18 protein-coding genes are annotated in these 16,788 nt (G+C 72.0%); 7 read left to right on the top strand and 11 right to left on the bottom strand.

From position 1 onward, the window contains the following. The 9 genes from FREUN1FDRAFT_RS25400 to FREUN1FDRAFT_RS25360 all read right to left on the bottom strand — a co-directional run. On the bottom strand, positions 1-327 hold a 327-nt coding region (locus FREUN1FDRAFT_RS25400), incomplete at its 3' end, for an IS4 family transposase (RefSeq protein WP_006543118.1). Positions 328-582: 255 nt separating this feature from the next. Continuing rightward, positions 583-1,278 carry an ABC transporter ATP-binding protein gene (locus FREUN1FDRAFT_RS25395; RefSeq protein WP_035953422.1) on the bottom strand — a complete coding sequence of 232 codons (696 nt, stop codon included), beginning with the start codon at positions 1,276-1,278 and terminating at the stop codon, positions 583-585. 74 nt (positions 1,279-1,352) lie between these two features. Beyond that, the gene (locus tag FREUN1FDRAFT_RS25390; protein WP_006543116.1) at positions 1,353-2,231 is read right to left on the bottom strand and encodes an ABC transporter ATP-binding protein; all 879 of its coding nucleotides are present in this window, start codon (positions 2,229-2,231) and stop codon (positions 1,353-1,355) included. After that, the gene (locus FREUN1FDRAFT_RS25385) at positions 2,231-4,489 is read right to left on the bottom strand and encodes an ABC transporter permease (RefSeq protein WP_006543115.1); all 2,259 of its coding nucleotides are present in this window, start codon (positions 4,487-4,489) and stop codon (positions 2,231-2,233) included. The genes FREUN1FDRAFT_RS25390 and FREUN1FDRAFT_RS25385 overlap by 1 nt, the downstream gene beginning before the upstream one ends. 89 nt (positions 4,490-4,578) lie before the next feature. Then, positions 4,579-5,040 carry a hypothetical protein gene (locus FREUN1FDRAFT_RS25380; RefSeq protein ID WP_006543114.1) on the bottom strand — a complete coding sequence of 154 codons (462 nt, stop codon included), beginning with the start codon at positions 5,038-5,040 and terminating at the stop codon, positions 4,579-4,581. Positions 5,041-5,423: 383 nt separating this feature from the next. Continuing rightward, positions 5,424-5,858, bottom strand: a complete 435-nt coding sequence (locus FREUN1FDRAFT_RS25375) for a hypothetical protein (RefSeq protein ID WP_006543113.1) — start codon at positions 5,856-5,858, stop codon at positions 5,424-5,426. A 176-nt stretch (positions 5,859-6,034) separates the two neighbouring features. Beyond that, entirely contained in the window at positions 6,035-7,024 is a 990-nt protein-coding gene (locus FREUN1FDRAFT_RS25370) for an NAD-dependent epimerase/dehydratase family protein (RefSeq protein WP_006543112.1), read from the bottom strand. A gap of 10 nt (positions 7,025-7,034) precedes the next feature. Next, positions 7,035-8,507, bottom strand: a complete 1,473-nt coding sequence (locus FREUN1FDRAFT_RS25365; RefSeq protein ID WP_006543111.1) for a helix-turn-helix domain-containing protein — start codon at positions 8,505-8,507, stop codon at positions 7,035-7,037. A 274-nt stretch (positions 8,508-8,781) separates the two neighbouring features. Then, complete coding sequence (locus FREUN1FDRAFT_RS25360) at positions 8,782-8,976, bottom strand: hypothetical protein (protein ID WP_035953415.1); 195 nt, start codon at positions 8,974-8,976, stop codon at positions 8,782-8,784. A 352-nt stretch (positions 8,977-9,328) separates the two neighbouring features. Here FREUN1FDRAFT_RS25360 and FREUN1FDRAFT_RS25355 point away from each other — a divergent pair, with 352 nt between their 5' ends. The 7 genes from FREUN1FDRAFT_RS25355 (at position 9,329) to FREUN1FDRAFT_RS25325 (ending at position 15,182) form a co-directional block, all read left to right on the top strand. Further along, the gene (locus FREUN1FDRAFT_RS25355) at positions 9,329-10,777 is read left to right on the top strand and encodes a nicotinate phosphoribosyltransferase (protein ID WP_083828810.1); all 1,449 of its coding nucleotides are present in this window, start codon (positions 9,329-9,331) and stop codon (positions 10,775-10,777) included. Positions 10,778-11,044: 267 nt separating this feature from the next. Beyond that, positions 11,045-11,797, top strand: coding sequence for an NUDIX domain-containing protein (locus FREUN1FDRAFT_RS25350; protein WP_083828809.1), 753 nt, complete (start codon positions 11,045-11,047; stop codon positions 11,795-11,797). Positions 11,798-11,966: 169 nt separating this feature from the next. Further along, positions 11,967-12,257: an ATP-dependent Clp protease adapter ClpS gene (clpS, locus tag FREUN1FDRAFT_RS25345; protein ID WP_006543107.1), complete on the top strand. Its 291-nt coding sequence runs from the start codon at positions 11,967-11,969 to the stop codon at positions 12,255-12,257. A gap of 218 nt (positions 12,258-12,475) precedes the next feature. Beyond that, positions 12,476-13,015: a DUF2017 domain-containing protein gene (locus FREUN1FDRAFT_RS25340; RefSeq protein WP_035953419.1), complete on the top strand. Its 540-nt coding sequence runs from the start codon at positions 12,476-12,478 to the stop codon at positions 13,013-13,015. Between the two features lie 233 nt (positions 13,016-13,248). After that, positions 13,249-13,653 carry a M67 family metallopeptidase gene (locus FREUN1FDRAFT_RS25335; RefSeq protein WP_035953414.1) on the top strand — a complete coding sequence of 135 codons (405 nt, stop codon included), beginning with the start codon at positions 13,249-13,251 and terminating at the stop codon, positions 13,651-13,653. A gap of 201 nt (positions 13,654-13,854) precedes the next feature. Beyond that, entirely contained in the window at positions 13,855-14,211 is a 357-nt protein-coding gene (locus FREUN1FDRAFT_RS25330) for a MoaD/ThiS family protein (protein ID WP_006543104.1), read from the top strand. Positions 14,212-14,234: 23 nt separating this feature from the next. Beyond that, a complete protein-coding gene (locus tag FREUN1FDRAFT_RS25325) occupies positions 14,235-15,182 on the top strand; it encodes a PLP-dependent cysteine synthase family protein (RefSeq protein WP_006543103.1) in 948 nt (315 codons plus the stop codon). Between the two features lie 168 nt (positions 15,183-15,350). Here the strand turns inward: FREUN1FDRAFT_RS25325 and rdgB are convergent, their stop codons facing one another. Together rdgB and rph are read right to left on the bottom strand one after the other, a co-directional pair. Then, complete coding sequence (rdgB, locus tag FREUN1FDRAFT_RS25320) at positions 15,351-15,995, bottom strand: RdgB/HAM1 family non-canonical purine NTP pyrophosphatase (protein WP_006543102.1); 645 nt, start codon at positions 15,993-15,995, stop codon at positions 15,351-15,353. Further along, the gene (gene rph / locus FREUN1FDRAFT_RS25315; protein WP_006543101.1) at positions 15,992-16,762 is read right to left on the bottom strand and encodes a ribonuclease PH; all 771 of its coding nucleotides are present in this window, start codon (positions 16,760-16,762) and stop codon (positions 15,992-15,994) included. Before rph ends, rdgB begins: the two co-directional genes overlap by 4 nt. Positions 16,763-16,788: the final 26 nt, after the last annotated feature.

Below are 16,788 nucleotides of genomic sequence, written 5' to 3'. Positions count from 1 at the left end.
GATCCGGCGGCGCAGGTCCCGCAGCGCCTTCTCCGAAGGCGTGACCAGCACCAGGCCGGGCAGGTCCCGCAGCCCGGCCACGAGCTTGTCCCACACACGGGCGTACCCCAGATGCCCGTACAGGCCCAGCGCGAGAACGAAGTACATCCCGACCCGGCTGGGTAGATCACGCACCCGCTGCTGCACACGGCCGGTTTCCGTCAGCACGGCATCGACCAGCTCGAACGGCGCGTGCTGGGTCAGTTCACCCAGATGCCCGGGCGCGAACACCCCCTCGGCGACCGTGAGGGAACGCGTCAGACAGACCGTGGGACACTGAGCAGGCAACGGGACCTCTGGCAGCAGGCGGATCTTGGCGGATCTCCTACCTACCAGCGGTCCCGTTGCGCGTTCACCACCAGCACCACGACACGCCGACGTCCCTTGACAGCCACCAACCACGCCTAACTACGCGGCCTTGGGGCAAGATCTGAGGATTTTTGTCGTGAGTGCGACCAGAATCCTCAGATCTTGCCAGAGGCCAGGCCAGGCCAGGCCTCCGCCTCAGGCGGAGGGCCGAGCGGCTGCTGGCGCCCTTTGGCCCTAGGACGCGCTGGCGGCCAGCAGCTCGCTGGCGCCGAGCTCCGCCGGCGTACCGGCGAACGTGATCTCGCCGCGATGCAGGACGTACACCATGTCGGCCAGGGCGAGCGCCTCCTCGGTGTACTGGTCGGCGAGGATCACGGTCGTACCCGCGTCGGCGACCGTCCCGAGCCAGGCGAACAGCTCGCTCGCGACCTTCGGGGACAGGCCCAGCGACAGCTCGTCCACCATGAGCACCGACGGGCGGGCGAGCAGCGCGCGGGCGAGGGCCAGCATGCGCCGCTCACCACCGGACATGGAGCCGGCCCGCTGGCTCAGGCGCTCCTGTAGCCGGGGAAACGCCTCCAGCGCGGGGGTGATGTCCGGGTGACCGCTGGCCTCGGCGATGATCTGCAGGTTGTCGCGGACGGACAGCGTCGCGAACACGGCCCGCTCGTCCGGGACGAGCATCAGCCCACGCTTCGCCCGGTTGGTCGTGGTCATTTTCGTGATCTGCTCACCGCGCCAGGTCAGCGAGCCGCCGCGCAGGGGGATGAGCCCGGCGATGGTGCGCAGCGTCGTGCTCTTGCCGGCACCGTTCGCGCCGAGCAGCGCGGTCACCGCCCCCGAGGGGATGGCCATGTCGATGCCGTGCAGGACCTCGATGGTGCGGTAGCCGGCCCGGGCGTTCTCCAGCCGCAGCTCGACGGCGGGCAGGCCGGCTTCGGCCGTGGGCGCGCCGTTCGGGTCGACGGCGAGGTGGGTGTCGCCGATCGCGGCGGGGTTGGCGGTCAACGAAGCTCTCCAGACGACACGGCCACGGCGGGCGGACCGCCGGTCGGCGGGCTGTCGGCGGGCGGTCCGCCCCCTGACGGCCCGCCCGCCGGCGAGGCACCCGTGTTCTTCGAGGTCAGCGGGCCCTGTGCCAGGTACACCGACCGCACGGTCGGGTCCGCGCGCACGGCCGCGGGTGCGCCTTCCGCCACGACCCGGCCGCCGACCATGGCATACACCCGGTCGACGACCTTGAAGACGAGGTCGACGTCGTGGTCGACGAGCAGGATCGCCACACCGTCGTCGGCGATCCGGCGGACCAGCGCCGAGAACCGTTCGGTCTCGGCCGCGTCCAGCCCGCTGGCGGGCTCGTCGAGGAGCAGCACGTCGGGGCGTGCGCACAGGGCGCGGGCGAACTCAACGAGCCGCAGCGCACCTGTCGGCAGGGTGCCGGCGATGCTCTCCCGGATGTCCTCCAACCGCAGGGAGGCCAGGACGTCGTCGACGATCTGCAGCGCACCGCTGCGCCCGCGTGCCCTGAACCCGAGCAGGTCGCCGGCGTAGTCGCGGCGCCGGTTCTCGGCGGCGACGAGCAGGTTGTCCGCCACGGTGAGGCTGGGGAACAGCGACGGTACCTGGAAGGTCTGGACCAGCCCGCGTCGGGACCGGGCGTCCGGGCTCATCCTGGTGATGTTGCGCTGGCCGAGGAGGACCTTGCCCTCGTCGGGCTGTTCCACCCCGGTGAGCAGGCTGAACAGGGTGGACTTGCCGGCGCCGTTCGGTCCGATGAGGCCGGTGATCTGGCCGCTGGGGACGTCCATGTTGACGTCCTCGACGGCGGTGAGGCCGCCGTAGCGGCGGACGAGGCCACGTGCGGACAGGTCGTTGCGGCTCATCAGGCACCCCTCTCGACCGGTACTCCGGGCAGGTGTGGCCGCGGCCCGGCGAGGCCCTGGCGTTCGGCGGAGTCCGCCTCGCCCGCCCGTGCGCTGGGCAGCATTTCGAGGGTCAGCCCGCTGCGGGCCGTGTGGTTCGCGACCGCGACGAGCAGCGTCTCGCCGAGCGGGGTGGGCCTGGGCGCACCGGCGGGCAGCACGATCCGAATGCCGCCGCCGGACCCGCCGGACCCGCTGGTCCCGCTGGATCCGGCGGCCCCGTGCCGGGTGGCGCCGGCCGCGCCGGCCATGCCCGGTACGGCCCCGCCGGCCCGGGCCAGCCGGTTGGCGGCGGCGTGGGTGGTGTGCGCCGAGGGCACGAACTCGTCCGCCAGCACCCGGGCGACCCATGCGATGCCGCCCCGGACCGCGGAGGCGAGGCCGCCCGGCAGCCAGCCGAGCGAGAGCGCGAGGATGCCGACCGCGAGGATCGACGAGCCGGCCGGGGCGAGCACGTCGATGGCGACGATGAAGCCGGCCGCGATGATGGCGCCGGCGGCGCTGTCCGCACCGAAGACGACCACCGCCGTGAACCAGAGCAGGCTCTGCATCGGGGCGAAGTCGTCGGTGGAGAACGACGACGCGCTGAAGGTGAGCAGCGCGCCGCCGAGGCCGGCCACCGCCGAGGAGATGGTGAACGCGAGCAGCTTGAGGCTGCGGACGTCCACACCGACCGCCGCGGCACCCTCGGAGTGGTCACGCACCGCCAGCAGCGCCCGGCCGATCCGGCCATGGTGCAGGCTGCGGACGACCAGCAGGCCGAGGCCGAGGCAGAACAGCTCGAAGAGGTAGAAGGCCTTGTCGCCCAGCTCGGCGCCGAAGAGCTCCAGCGGGTCCACGTACAGGCCGGAGGCGAAGTCCGGCTGCTCGAAGACGAAGCGGCTCACGACCGCGCCGACGGCGAAGGTCGTCAGCGCCAGGACCAGGCCGCGCCGGCGGATGGCCGGCCAGCCGGTGATCAGCCCGATCGGTGCGACCATGATCGCGCCGATGAACATGGCCCAGATGCCGGGGACGGCCGGCAGGCCGAACAGGTCGCCGTTGGCGAGCTTCAGGGTGAACAGGGAGCCCAGCCCCGCGTAGCCGGCGACACCGAGGGAGAGCTGGCCGCTGTACCCGGTGAGGATCACCAGCGACAGGAAGATCAGTGCCAGCGCCGGGACCATGAACGCCGAGCGCAGGTCGGCCGGGGCGAAGGTCATCGGCGCCATCAGCAGCGCGGCGCCGCCGAGCTTGCCGAGGACGTCCCGGCGGGCCTCATCCCGGCTCACGGGGCCCGACGGCGGCGCGCCCCGGCTGGAGAAGCTCCCGGTGGAGCCCGAGTCGCCGTTACCGAGCTCGCGCAGTCTGGGTACGACGAGGAGCAGCACCAGCAGCATGACGATGAACAGGTTCGACTGCAGGACGGTGAGGACCGTTCCCGCGTCGCCGTCCAGGGTGACCTGCTTGAGCTCGCTCTGCGCGACGGCGATCCCGAGCGCGGTCAGCACCGCCACCGGCAGGCTCGCCAGCCGGGCGGCCACCACGACCGCGAACGTCTCCAGGACCAGCAGGGTCAGTCCGTAGGGGGTGAGCCGGAACTGCGGCGCCAGCAGGATGCCGGTGAGGCCGGCCATCGTGGTGCCCAGTGCCCAGCCGGCCGCCGCCACCTTGTCCGCGGGCACCCCGGAGAGCTCGGCGAGCTGCCGGTCGTCGACGACGGCCCGCACCTGGCGGCCGAACTTCGTCTTCGCGCCGAGAATGCCGAGGACGATGCAGAACACGGCGACCATCGCCAGCTCGGCGAGAGCGTCCACACCGACCCGGGTGTCACCGATCTTGACGGTGTCCGCGGGGAAGATGCTCGGTGCGTCACCGCGGGAGCCGAGGCCCCAGATGCCGGCGGTCATACCGAGAGTGAGCACGAGGACGCCGAGGCTGGCGACCAGCGACTCCGCGGCCGAGGCACGGCGGCGGGCCAGCGGGCGGAAGACGAGCCGTTCCAGCAGCAGGCCGATGCCGGGGGAGAGGACCGCGAGGGCGAGGACCGCGGCCAGCCAGATCGGCAGGCCCCACTCGACGACCATCTCGCGGAACACATAGGCGACCAGGGTGGCGATGCCGCCCTGGGCGAAGTTGAGAACGCCGTTGGTCCGGTAGGTGACCAGCACGCCGATACCGGACAGGGCCGCGATCGCCCCGAGCGAGATGGCGGTGAGCGCGAGATTGATACTGGTCATCCGCTCACTCCGCGGGAGGTGCCGGGGACGGGCCGGTCAGCGGCTCCGCGCCCGGGTCGACGGTGCCCATGGTGTCGTCCGGAGCCGGCTCAGAACCGCTGGCCGGAGACGGCTGCGGAGGCGGAGCTCGTCTGGGCCACGAACGGCTGGCCCGGTGCGCTGCCCGGGACGTCGTGCCCCTGGGCGGCGGGCGCGGGTACGTCGGCGGCCTCGGTGTCGGCCGCTCCGCTGGCCGCGGCGGCGATGATCAGGGTGTGCAGGTCGTCGACCTGGCCGGCGAGCCGGTTCTGCGTGGCCTGGTTGGCGTCCACCCGGTCGGCGACCAGCAGGGCGCTGCCCACGAGGACCAGCGCCAGGCCGCCGAAGCCGCCCGACACCACGTACGGGAGCTGGTACGCGACGTCCGTCTCCTTGGAGACGCCCAGGTAGCAGCCGAGGAGAAGAACGCCGCCGGCTGCGGCGACCACCCATCCCCGCAGCGCTCGCACGACATCGACGACGAGACGCGACGTCGGTCGCGCTCCGCCGGCGGCAGCGGTCTGCTCGTCCACTTTCGTCTCCCCCAAGGAGCGTCTCGGCTGTGCCCGTCGCCCACGATTCACTGCGAGGCACGTCGAACGTGCCTCGCAGTGCGGTGAATCCCCGACGACAGCCGCCAGATTAGTGTGCTCAGCTCACCAGGTGGAGTGTCAGGTTGCGCGAGGGCAGTTCCCGGCCAGGCAGGACCGGGCACGAGGCAGCCATGATGGATGCCTCCCTGGAAGGATATGACCTGCTTTAAAACGTCTTGTCACGCCCTGCCGGGCCACGCTTTGGTCGGCAATCTGTCACGTTGCGTTGGAAAAATTCTCCTGGCGGAGGGCAGTCCATGTGCCACCCATGGTGAGGGTGGCCGGAAAGTGGTGGCCCGAGATCGTCCGGTGGCCCGAGATCGTCACAGCTCGATGCGGGCGGCGTCGGTGAGAGCGGTGTGCGCACCCTCCGCGAGGACGCCGTCCGCGACGAAACCGTCCGCGTACTCGGTCGACTGCCGGGGGTGCGGCGGTGCGAAGACCGGAGCCCGCACCGCGGCACAGCGCCCCGCGGCGAGCAGGTCCGTGTCGGCGTCGGCGTGAGCCTCGGAGTGGGCGTGGGCATGGGTGCCGGTGCTGGCCGGGTCGCCCGGGTTCGGTGTGCCGGCCCCCACCGGCTCGCAGCGCTCCGCCCACACCCTGCGCCGGCTGGAGGTGGACCGGTCCTCCACCTCCAGCGGGGTCGGCACGCCGTTCAGGACGGCCTGCAGGTGGGCCCACTCGTGGGCGCGCTCCCAGCTCGGGAACGACCCCAGATGCTCGCCCTCGTAGTCATAGACGTGGAAGGGACGACCCACCGCTGCCCTCTCCTTCGGTCGGCTCGACTTCGTCGGCTCGGCTTTGGTCGGCTCATCGTTTCACGCCGGCCCGCGCCGATCGGGCATACCGACGAAACCCGCGCCGGGCAATCGGACGGGTCGGACGGTCGGGTGCTCAGGTGCTCAGGTGCTCAGGTGATCAGCTGTTCAGTTGCTCAGGTGCCGATCGGGACGTCCGCCCGGCCGACCGGGACCGATTCGAGGACGGCCGTGGAGCGCCAGGCGTCCGCGACGATCCGCTCGATTGTCGAGGAGGGCGAGTTCCACCCGAGGTCGGCGCGGATCCGCGTGCTGTCGGCGATGAGCGCCCGCGGTTCGGGCACCGCGGGCAGGGTCACCCGCGGGACGTCCCGCCCCGTCACGCTCTCCACCGTCGCCAGCACGTCGGACACGCTCACCCCGACGCCGGAGCCGACGTTGTACACCGTGCACTGGCCGGGCACGACCGCGCGCAGCGCCGTCAGATAGGCCCGGGCCATGTCGACCACGTGCACGTACTCACGGATCGACGCGCCGTCGCCGTTCACCCGGAAGGCGTCCCGCCGCCCGGAGGCCACCCCGAGCGCGGCCGGGATGATCCGGCTGCTGTCGCGGTCGGAGTGGGAACCGACCGCGCCGGCCACGTTGAACGAGCGCAGCACGACCGCGCCGAGCCGCCCGGTCGCGGCCTGATAGGCCACGGCCTGCTCGGCCGCGAGTTTTGAAGCTCCGTAGGGACTGGTCGGCGCGGCGGCGCGGGTCTCCGGGATCGGTGAGGTTCCACCGTCCCCGTAGACGGCGCAGCTGGAGCCGAACACGAACCGGGGGGCCAGGCCGGTCGCCCGGGTGCCCGCATCGAGGGCCGCGAGCAGGTTGATCGTTCCGGTGACGTTCGCGGCGAAGTACCGCAGCGGCGTCTCGCGGGATTCCCGCACCCGGGTCAACGCGGCCAGATGGCACACCCCGTCGAACCCGCGGCTGACGCCGGCCGCGGCGAGCTGACGCGGTTCGAGGAGGTCCGCCTGGACCACCTCGACCATCCGCGACAGCCGCGACCGCGCTGTCGCGTCCCGAACGAGGGCGGTGACCTGGTGGCCGGCGGCGCAGAGCAGGTCGGCGGTCACACCGCCGACGAACCCCGAGGCGCCGGTGACGAGGATGCGCACAGCGGCCTGATCAGACCGCTGCCCGCGAGCGCAGGCCTGGCAGCAGGGTCTCCCGGTGCCGCCAGGCGAGCTCCAGGCAGGCCGCGGCGGACGGAGCGAGCGGCTCGGTGTCCACCAGCCGGCGCAGCGAGGCCTGGGTGAAGGGGATTCCCTCATGCGCCTGGCGGCCCGGGCCGGTCGACACGACCGATCCCTCGGCGTTGGTGCGGACCATGTCCGCGAACAGCGAGTCGAACGTGTCGGCCTCCACGACGAGGACGGTGAGGATCTCACCGAACAGCGTCAGCGCGTCCAGGCCGATCCCGAAGCAGAAGACCCGCAGGCCACCGGACCGGCGCGCCTGTTCGAAGGAACGGAATGGCTCGTCGGTGTCATAGTCGATCGGCCGGGACGAGCTGCCGTCGTGCTCGGCGTTGCCGAGCAGCTCCTCGCTGAGCTCGCGCATGACGTTGCGCCACAGGTCGAAGTCGGCGTCGTGGTGGAACGGCGTGATGCCGGACGGCTGGAACACCCCGGCGGGCAGCACGTGGTAGACCCCACCCGCGGTCGCCACCGAGCCGGCGCTGCGGCGGTGCAGCACGAAGCTGGCGCTGCCCCGGTCGAGGCGGATGGTCAGGGTGTTGATGGACGGCAGCGCGACGCGGCCGGCCAGGTCGAACGGGTCGCCGATGCGGCGGCGGAACGGCAGCGCGGGCCAGGCGAGCTCGCCGCCCATCATGGCCGCGGCGGTCTCGTGCGCCACGGTCTCGCAGACGTCGACCGCGTCGAAGTACGTGGTGTGCCCGAACGTGAGGGTCGGGGCGGCGCCCGCGGTCTCCGCGACGTCCAGCAGGCGGAAGCTGAGCCGGTTCTCGAAGAGGGTCGGCCGGTCGAGGTCGCGCATCGCGCGGGTGTAGCGCTGGTAGCGGGACTGCGCGCCGCCGTCGCCGACCAGCGGGCGGGTCGCGTCGGCCTCGGGCTCGGCACCGGTGAGCGCCGGCTCACCGGCCGCCTCCTCCCAGCGCAGGCCGATGTCGTTGATGTCGACCGGGGTGTCCCACACCCAGCCGGGGCGGGCGAGCAGACCGTTGCCGAGGCGGTAGGTCTCCGGGTACAGCCGCGCGGCGGCGCGCGCCAGGCTGATCCGGTGGTGGTTCAGGTGGTCGCGGGTGAGCCGCCAGGCGCGCTGGCTGCCGGCCACCTTCTCTACTGTCGAGCCGCGCGGTGGCTCACGACGCCGGTCGGCCAGACCGCCGGGGGCGAGTCCGACGTCCTCGGGTGACAGTCCGAGGTTGCGGGCGATGTGGCGCAGCGTGGAGATGTCGTGGATCGCCCGCCGACCGCTCTCGACCTTCGACACATAGGACTGGTCGAAGCCGAGAAGGTCGGCGAGTTGCTGCTGGGTCAGGCCATGGGCCTGCCGGTACGCCCGTAGCAGCGACCCGATTCCAACACTTGTTGGAGTCGTCCGCGGTGGGGTCCACAGCCAGGTTTGTCCAGTCACCCGCTGTCCTCTCGTCCGGCGTCGGAGTAACGCGAAGTGAGCATAACGAGTCAGGCATGTAGGGGCGTGAACACATAAATCGAACTGTGCGCATTATCCATCATTTATAGCGCACTGCGACGCCGCCGATACCTGCTGTTATTGGGGTGGGGACGGGGTGAACTCGCAGTGCGACGTTCCGGCGCGGGACCGGGCGATCGCGGCGGAAACCCCGGGGCGCCACGTCTTGGCCATTGGGCGCACTTCTGGAGTCTTTCGGCCCCTCGACTGGTGATCACCGATTGGCTGCCCCGTCCGCCAGATCAAGGAACACCACCACGATGATCAGTACAAACACCCAGCGCAGCAGGCCCATTCGCCCCCAGACCTCGCGGACGAGGCTCCCTCCCGCGCGACGCCCGGCGACCAGCAGGGCGAGCAGCGCGCCGCCGACAACCACGAGGAAAACCCCGGCATAGCTTCGGTCCACGCGCACGACGATCTCACGGACCGGGGGTTCTTGGGACAGTAACTAAGTGGGTACCGGCCAGATCGCGCGTAACGGGTCGATCCCAGGCCCTGGTTGCGCTTCAGGGCGCCTTGATGGGGCGATCCTGGTTACGCTCCGTTAACGAGGCCTGTGTCGTGAATCACATGGCCTGATGAGTGTTTCGAGCCGCTCTCAGGCATACCCGGCCGTGTTGCTGGGTATGCCAGGGCGCGCACTCCAGGTGCCGCCTCCGGCGCCGCGGTCGACCGGTCTGGCCGGCGCCCGGCGCGGCGGCTCGCGTCCCGGTCGAGATGTGGTGCGCCAGGCGGCTCTCGTCCCTACCCTGGTCCGGATGTCCACGGTCCCGACCCCCACGGCCCCGACGTCCTCGGCTCCGCAGTCCACGGTCCCGGCGCCGACAGGCCCGACGCCCACGTTCCCGACGCCCGCGGTCCCGACGTCCACGGTCCCGACGTCCACGGCGTTGCTGACCGACCACTACGAGCTGACCATGCTGCAGGCGGCCCTGCGCTCGGGCATGGCCGGCCGCCGGGCGGTCTTCGAGGTCTTCACCCGCTCCCTGCCGGCCGGCCGCCGTTTCGGCGTCCTCGCCGGGACGGGCCGCCTGCTCGCCGCCATCGAACAGTTCCGGTTCGGTCCGCAGGAGACAGAGCACCTGCGGTCCACCGGCGTCGTCGACGACCGGACCGTCGACTGGCTGGCCGGCTACCGGTTCGGCGGCGACATCGACGGATTCGCGGAGGGGGAGCCCTTCCTGCCGGGAACCCCTGTCCTGGTGGTGGAGGGCACGTTCGCCGAGTGCGTCCTGCTGGAGACGCTCGTGCTGTCCGTGCTCAACCACGACAGCGCGGTCGCGGCGGCCGGTGCCCGCATGGTCGCCGCCGCGGGGGACCGGCCCTGCCTGGAGATGGGCGGCCGGCGCACCCACGAGCAGGCCGCGGTGGCAGCGGCCCGCGCGGCCTACATCGTCGGGTTCGCCGGGACGTCCAACCTGGAGGCGGCCCGCGGCTACGGCGTGCCCAGCGCCGGGACCAGCGCGCACGCCTTCACCCTCGTCCACGACGACGAGGCCGCCGCCTTCGCCGCCCAGGTGGCAGCGCTCGGCGCCGGCACCACGCTGCTGGTGGACACCTACGACATCACCACCGGCATCGCGAACGCGGTGGCTGCCGCGGGCACCGGCCTCGGCGCGATCCGGATCGACAGCGGTGACCTGGCCGCCGGCGCCCGCGCCGCCCGGGCCCAGCTCGACGCGCTCGGTGCGGTGGCGACCCGCATCGTCGTCACCGGCGACCTGGACGAGCACGCGATCGCCCGCCTGGCCGCGGCGCCGGTCGACAGCTACGGGGTGGGCACCAGCCTGGTGACCGGCTCGGGCGCGCCTACCGCCGGCTTCGTCTACAAGCTGGTCGAGGCCGACGGCCGCCCGGTGGCCAAGACCTCGATCGGCAAAGGCACCCGCGGTGGGCGCAAGGAGATCGTGCGCCGTTTCGGCCCGGACGGATCAGCGGTCGCCGACGTCATCATCCCGGGCGGCGAGTGGCCGGGAGCGACCCGGGCCCGCGGCGCGGACCCCGCGGACCGACCGCTGCTCGTGCCGCTGATGCGGGCCGGCGCGGTGGTGGCCGGAACCCTGGTCGGCGCGGCCGGTGTCACCCGCGCCCGAGAGCATCACCGGGCGGCGCTGGGGTCACTGCCGGCCTCGGCCCGGGATGTCCGCTTCGGGCAGCCGTGCCTGCCGGTTGTCGTCGCGGGCGACGGCACCCGCGCGGTTTCCTGACGGGCAGGTCGTCGCGGGCGCGGCACCCGCGCGACTCCTGACGGGCAGCAAGAACTGAGGGTTTTGGTCGTTCCGGCAGCCATGATCCTCAGGTCTTGCGCGGCAGCATCGCCAGCTGTGGTGGCAGCTCGAAGCCGCGACTCGAGGAGTCGAGGATATTGGTCGTGCTGGCGGCCGTGATCCTCAGGTCTTGTCCGGTAGCAACGCCCGGGACGCAGTCGGAGGGTCGCCGGGGTGGCGCCCCACCGCTGCGGCCAGACTTGCCCGGTGGCCACGAACCCGCCGTCGAACGCCGCGATTCCGGCTGCCGCCGCGATTCCGGCTGTCGCCGCGATTCCGGCTGTCGCCGTGAGCGTCGACGTCGTGCTGCTGACCCTGCGGTCGGGGCGGCTGTGCGTCCTCGTCAGCCAGCGGGCCACCGAGCCCTTCTGCGGATCCTGGGCGCTGCCGGGCGGGTTCGTGGCAGCCGACGAGGATCTCGACTCCTCGGCCCGGCGCCAGCTCGCCGAGGAGACCGGGGTGACGACCACCGGCCATCTCGAACAGCTGCGCACCTACGGCTGCCCGCACCGGGATCCGCGCACCAGGGTGGTCAGCGTCGCCTACCTCGCACTGCTGCCGAACCTTCCGCAGCCCACCACCGGGCGGGACGGGCAGCACGCCCGGTGGTGGCCGGTCGAGGACCTCGGCTCCGCGGACGGGCCGACCCTGGCCTTCGACCATCCGCAGATCGTGGCGGACGGGGTGGAACGGGCCCGCGGGAAGCTGGAGTACACGCCGCTGGCGGCGGCGTTCTGCGAGGAGCCGTTCACCCTGGCCGACCTGCGCCGGGTGTATGAGGCGGCCTGGGGCGTCGTGCTCGATCCGCCCAACTTCCGGCGCAAGGTGCTCTCCACCCCGGGCTTCGTCGTGGCGGTCGGGCAACGGTCCTCCCCGCGGGGCGGCGGCCGCCCGGCCGAGCTGTACCGGCTCGGTTCGGCGACCGCCCTGCACCCACCACTGCTGCGCCGCTCGGTCTGACCGCCGTGCCGCTCGGTCTGACCGCCGTGCCGCCCGGTTCTGGCGTCCGAACCGGTCGGCCGGGCGATGTTCCGTACTGTTTGTAGTTCTTCGGGCGCGCGGGACGGGAGGGCGCCGCCGTGCGCGTGCGGTCGTGAGCCCGCGGGCGGGAGGGGTAACAATAGACCTCGTGTCCGTCACCGCCGTGTCGCCGGTCGAAGTCGAGGACGTTGAGGACCTCCCCGAGGACGAACGTCTTTGGGTCACCATCGTCTGGAACGATCCGATCAACCTCATGTCGTACGTGACGTACGTCTTCCGCAAGCTTTTCGGCTACAGCGAGCAGAAGGCGACGAAGCTCATGCTGGACGTCCATCACAAGGGCCGGGCGACCGTCACGTCCGGTACCCGCGAGGAGATGGAGGCGGCCGCCGAGCGGCTGCACACCTACGGCCTGTGGGCCACCATCGCGCAGGACTGAGCGTGGCTTCGGGGCTGCCGTCACGTGGGTTCGCGGTGCCGGCCCGGGCGGCGGGTGCGGTCCGGGTGGCGTTCGGTGCGGTGGGTGTGGCCGGTGCGGTTGGTGTGACAGCCCGGTGGCTGTGGGCCGTAGGCTGGCGGCGGCCGGTGCCGTCGGCCAGGCCCGAGGGTGGCCGCGTTCCCCGGCTGGCGGCCATCCGAGCGACGACCCAGGGGTGGATGCGTGTGAACGGTTTCCGGCGGACGAGTGCCGGGATCGAGCTGCGGCTTCCCCGGCTCGAGTCGACGCTGCTCACCGAGCTGCTGGAGCAGGTCGACGGGCTGCTGCAGCCGCCGCCGGTCGACGATCCGCTGGAGGCGCTCGTCGGCCTGCGTGACACCGCGCCCCCACCGCCGGAGGACCCGGCGGTGGCGCGGCTGCTGCCCGACCCCTACCCGGACGACCCGATGGCCTCCGGCGACTTCCGGCGCCGCCGGACGGACGAGGCGCTTGCTCACAAACGCGACGCCGCCGCCCGGGTGCTGGCCGCGGTGCCGGCCCCCGGCGACGTCCTGCTGCTCGACGAAGCCGCCGCCCAGGACTGGCTGACGGTGCTCAACGACCTGCGGCTGGTGCTCGGCACCCGGCTCGGGCTCACCGACGACGAGTCGACCGAGGAGCTCGACCGGCTCAGTCCGGACGATCCGCGGCTTCCGATGGCCGCCGTCTACAGCTTCCTGACCGAGCTGCTCGACGAGCTGACGCGGACCCTGCTCTGACCCGGTCCCCGACTTGCTCGGACCTTTCTTTGATCTTGCTCCGGCTCTAGTTCCCGGCCCGGCGGGCCCTGTTTCCGGCCCGGCGCCGGCCCTGTTCCGGCCCGCGCTCGTGCGGTGACCGGACCGGAAGTGGGGCGCAGCTCACGCGGCGCCACCTGCTGCAGGCGGGCTGAGGTCAGGTGTGTGTTCGCATGGACGCCCGATCCGGCCCATCCGCGTCGTACGGTTGTCGCGTGCTGCGCATCGACCGAACCCACTACGAGGCGATCGTCGCCCATGCCCGCCGTGACCATCCAGACGAGGCGTGCGGGCTCATCGCCGGTCCCATCGGCTCGGACCGGCCGGAGCGGTTCGTCCCGATGCTCAACGCCGAGCGTTCGCCCACCTACTACCGTTTCGACGACGCGGAGAAGCTCCGGGTCTTCCGGGAGATGGACGATCGCGACGAGGAACCCGTGGTGATCTACCACTCGCACACCGCCACCGAGGCCTACCCGTCGCGGACGGATGTCTCACAGGCGAGCATCCCGGATGCGCACTACGTGCTGGCGTCGACGCGGGATCCGGAGACGGCCGAGTTCCGATCCTTCCGGATCGTGGACGGCGAGGTCATTGAGGAGCAGGTGGAAATCCTCTGACCCCGCTGTGACGTTCTCCCAGAGGACGCGACGGCTCGGGCATCCGGTCCGGGGGCCTGCGAGCATGGGCAACCGGCCGAGTCGGATTCCGACGTGTCCGCAAGCAGCTGTCCGGAAGCGGGCAGCAGACGTGTCACGCCGCCCACGGTGGGCGGCTCGCCGCGCGGCGGATCCGCCAGCGGTAACCGAGGAAGGAGCACCATGGCAGTCCAGGTCCGTGTGCCGACGATCCTGCGCAACTACACAGGAGGCGCCAAGCTGGTCGAGGGCACGGGCGACACGCTCGCGGCGCTCTTCCTGGATCTCGAGTCCCGCCACCCAGGCCTGCGCGGCCGGCTGATCGCCAGCGAGGGCGAGGGCGAGGCCCAGCTGCACCGCTTCGTGAACATCTACGTCAACGACGAGGACGTCCGCTTCCTCGGCAGCCTCGACGCCAAGATCAGCGACGGCGACAATGTCACGATTCTCCCAGCCGTGGCCGGTGGCTCCGGTACCTCTGGTGCCTCCGTCGTGGTCTGCGGCTCCACCGGCACCGCCGTGGGCATGCGGCTTCTCTGATCAGGGCGGGCAGGTCCCCACTCATGCGTTACGAATCCCTGGTGGACTCGGTCGGCCGCACCCCCCTGGTCGGCCTTCCGCGGTTGTCGCCCTCCGCCGAGGTCCGACTCTGGGCGAAACTGGAGCAGGACAACCCCACCGGATCGATCAAGGACAGAGCGGCGCTGTGGATGGTCGCGGACGGGGAGAAGCGCGGTCTGCTCTCCCCGGGCGCGACGATCCTGGAGCCGACGTCCGGGAACACCGGTATCTCCCTGGCGATGGTGTGCAGCCAGAAGGGGTACCGGCTGATCTGCGTGATGCCGGAGAACACGTCCGTGGAGCGCCGCCAGCTGCTCCAGATGTGGGGCGCCGAGATCGTCTACTCGCCGGCCGCCGGCGGCTCGAACGAGGCGGTGGCCGTGGCGAAGCGCCTCGCCGCGGAGAACCCGGACTGGGTCATGCTCTACCAGTACGGCAATCCGGCGAACGCGCAGGCTCACTACGAGACGACCGGTCCGGAGATCCTGGCGGATCTGCCGAACATCACCCACTTCGTCGCCGGGCTCGGAACCACCGGCACGCTGATGGGAACCGGTCGGTACCTGAGGGAGAACGTCCCCGGCATCTCGATCGTGGCCGCCGAGCCGCGGTACGGCGAGCTGGTCTACGGCCTGCGCAACATCGACGAGGGGTTCGTCCCAGAGCTCTACGACGCGTCCGTGCTGACCTCCCGCTACTCGGTCGGCCCGCGGGAGGCCCTGCGCCGCACCAGGGAACTGGTGCAGCAGGAGGGCATCTTCGCGGGCATCTCGACCGGTGCGATCCTGCACGCCGCCCTGGGGCAGGCCGAGCGGGCGGTTCGTGAGGGGCGGCGGGCGGACATCGCGTTCATCGTCTGCGACGGCGGGTGGAAGTACCTGTCGACGGGTGCCTACGCGGGCACCCTCGCCGAGGCGGAGGCCGCGCTGGAAGGCCAGCTCTGGGCCTGAACAGCTCCGGGCCTGAACAGCTCCGGGCCTGAACAGCTCCGGGCCTGAACAGCTCCGGGGCCGAACAGCTCCGGGCCTGAACTCAGGCCCACAGCCCGCGCCCTGGTTCCCGGTCGCTTCCCGTCCGTCCGGGGCAGGCCGGTCGGTGTCGGCACGACCGGCCTGACCTCAGGCCGGTCGTCGGGCGCCCAGCTGGTCGGCGATGACGGTCGCCAGCTCGCGCAGCGCCTTGCCCCGATGGCTGATCAGGTCCTTCTCGTCCGCGGTGAGCTCGGCGTTCGTCCTGGTCTCGCCGTCGGCGACGAACAGCGGGTCGTAGCCGAAACCGCCCTCGCCGCGCCCGGCGGTCAGCAGCCGACCGCGTAGCGAGCCGTGGACGACGTGCTCGGCGCCGTCGGGGGTGACCAGCGCGGCGGCGCACACGAAGGCCGCCCCGCGGCGCTCGGCCTCGACGTCGTCGAGCTGCGCCAGCAGGAGCGCGTTGTTCGCGGCGTCCCGGTCCGTGCGGGTGCCGGTGCGGACACCGGCCCAGCGGGCCGAGCGCACCCCGGGCATTCCGGCGAGCTCGTCCACGGTGAGCCCCGAGTCGTCCGCGATCGCGGCGAGTCCGGTGCGGGCGACCGCGTCCCGTGCCTTGATCAGCGCGTTCTCGGCGAACGTCGAACCGGTCTCCGCCACCTCGGGGCCGGGTGGCAGCGCTACCACCTCGATCGCCAGGCCCGTGCCGGCTAGGATCCGGCCCAGCTCGCGAAGCTTCCCGTCGTTACGGCTGGCCAGGACGACCCGCCACGGGCCCGCGTCGGTGGCGGTCACCGCGAGCCAGCCGACTTCGCCGCGGGGAGGGCGCGTTCCGGGCGTGGCGGGCCGGCTGGGGCCGGCTGGGCCAGGGCCGCGTTCTGGATCTCGGTGAGCCGGTTGCAGCCCGCGGTCGCGAGGTTCAGCAGCTCGTCCAGGGCAGCCCGGTCGAACGGGGTGCCCTCGGCGGTGCCCTGGACCTCGACGAAGCCGCCGGTGCCGGTGCAGACGACGTTCATGTCCGTGTCCGCCGTGGAGTCCTCGGTGTAGGCGAGGTCGAGCATCGGAACGCCCTTGACGATGCCGACACTGACCGCGCAGACGCTGGTGACGATCGCGGACGGACGTCCGAGCCACCGGCAGGCGTCCGCGAGCGCCACGTAGGCGCCGGTGATCGCCGCCGTGCGGGTGCCGCCGTCCGCGAGCAGGACGTCGCAGTCGATGGCGATGGTGTTCTCGCCGAGCGCCTTCAGATCGATCGCCGCGCGCAGGCTGCGCCCGATCAGCCGGGAGATCTCATGGGTGCGCCCGCCGATCCGCCCCCGCACCGACTCCCGGTCGTTGCGGGTGTGGGTCGCCCGGGGCAGCATCGAATACTCGGCGGTCACCCAGCCGAGGCCGCTGCCCTTGCGCCATCGTGGGACGCCCTCGGTGACGGACGCGGCGCACAGCACCCTGGTGAGCCCAGCGGAGATCAGCGCCGATCCCTCCGCGTGCTCCTGCCAGCCCCGCACGATCGTGATGTCGCGGAGCTGGTCGGTCTTCCTGCCATCGACTCGGATCACGGGAGGAGACCCTATCCGCGAGCGCG

It is taken from the genome of Parafrankia sp. EUN1f (assembly GCF_000177675.1).
Taxonomy (GTDB): domain Bacteria; phylum Actinomycetota; class Actinomycetes; order Frankiales; family Frankiaceae; genus Parafrankia.
This window is presented reverse-complemented; position numbering and strand designations above follow the sequence as displayed.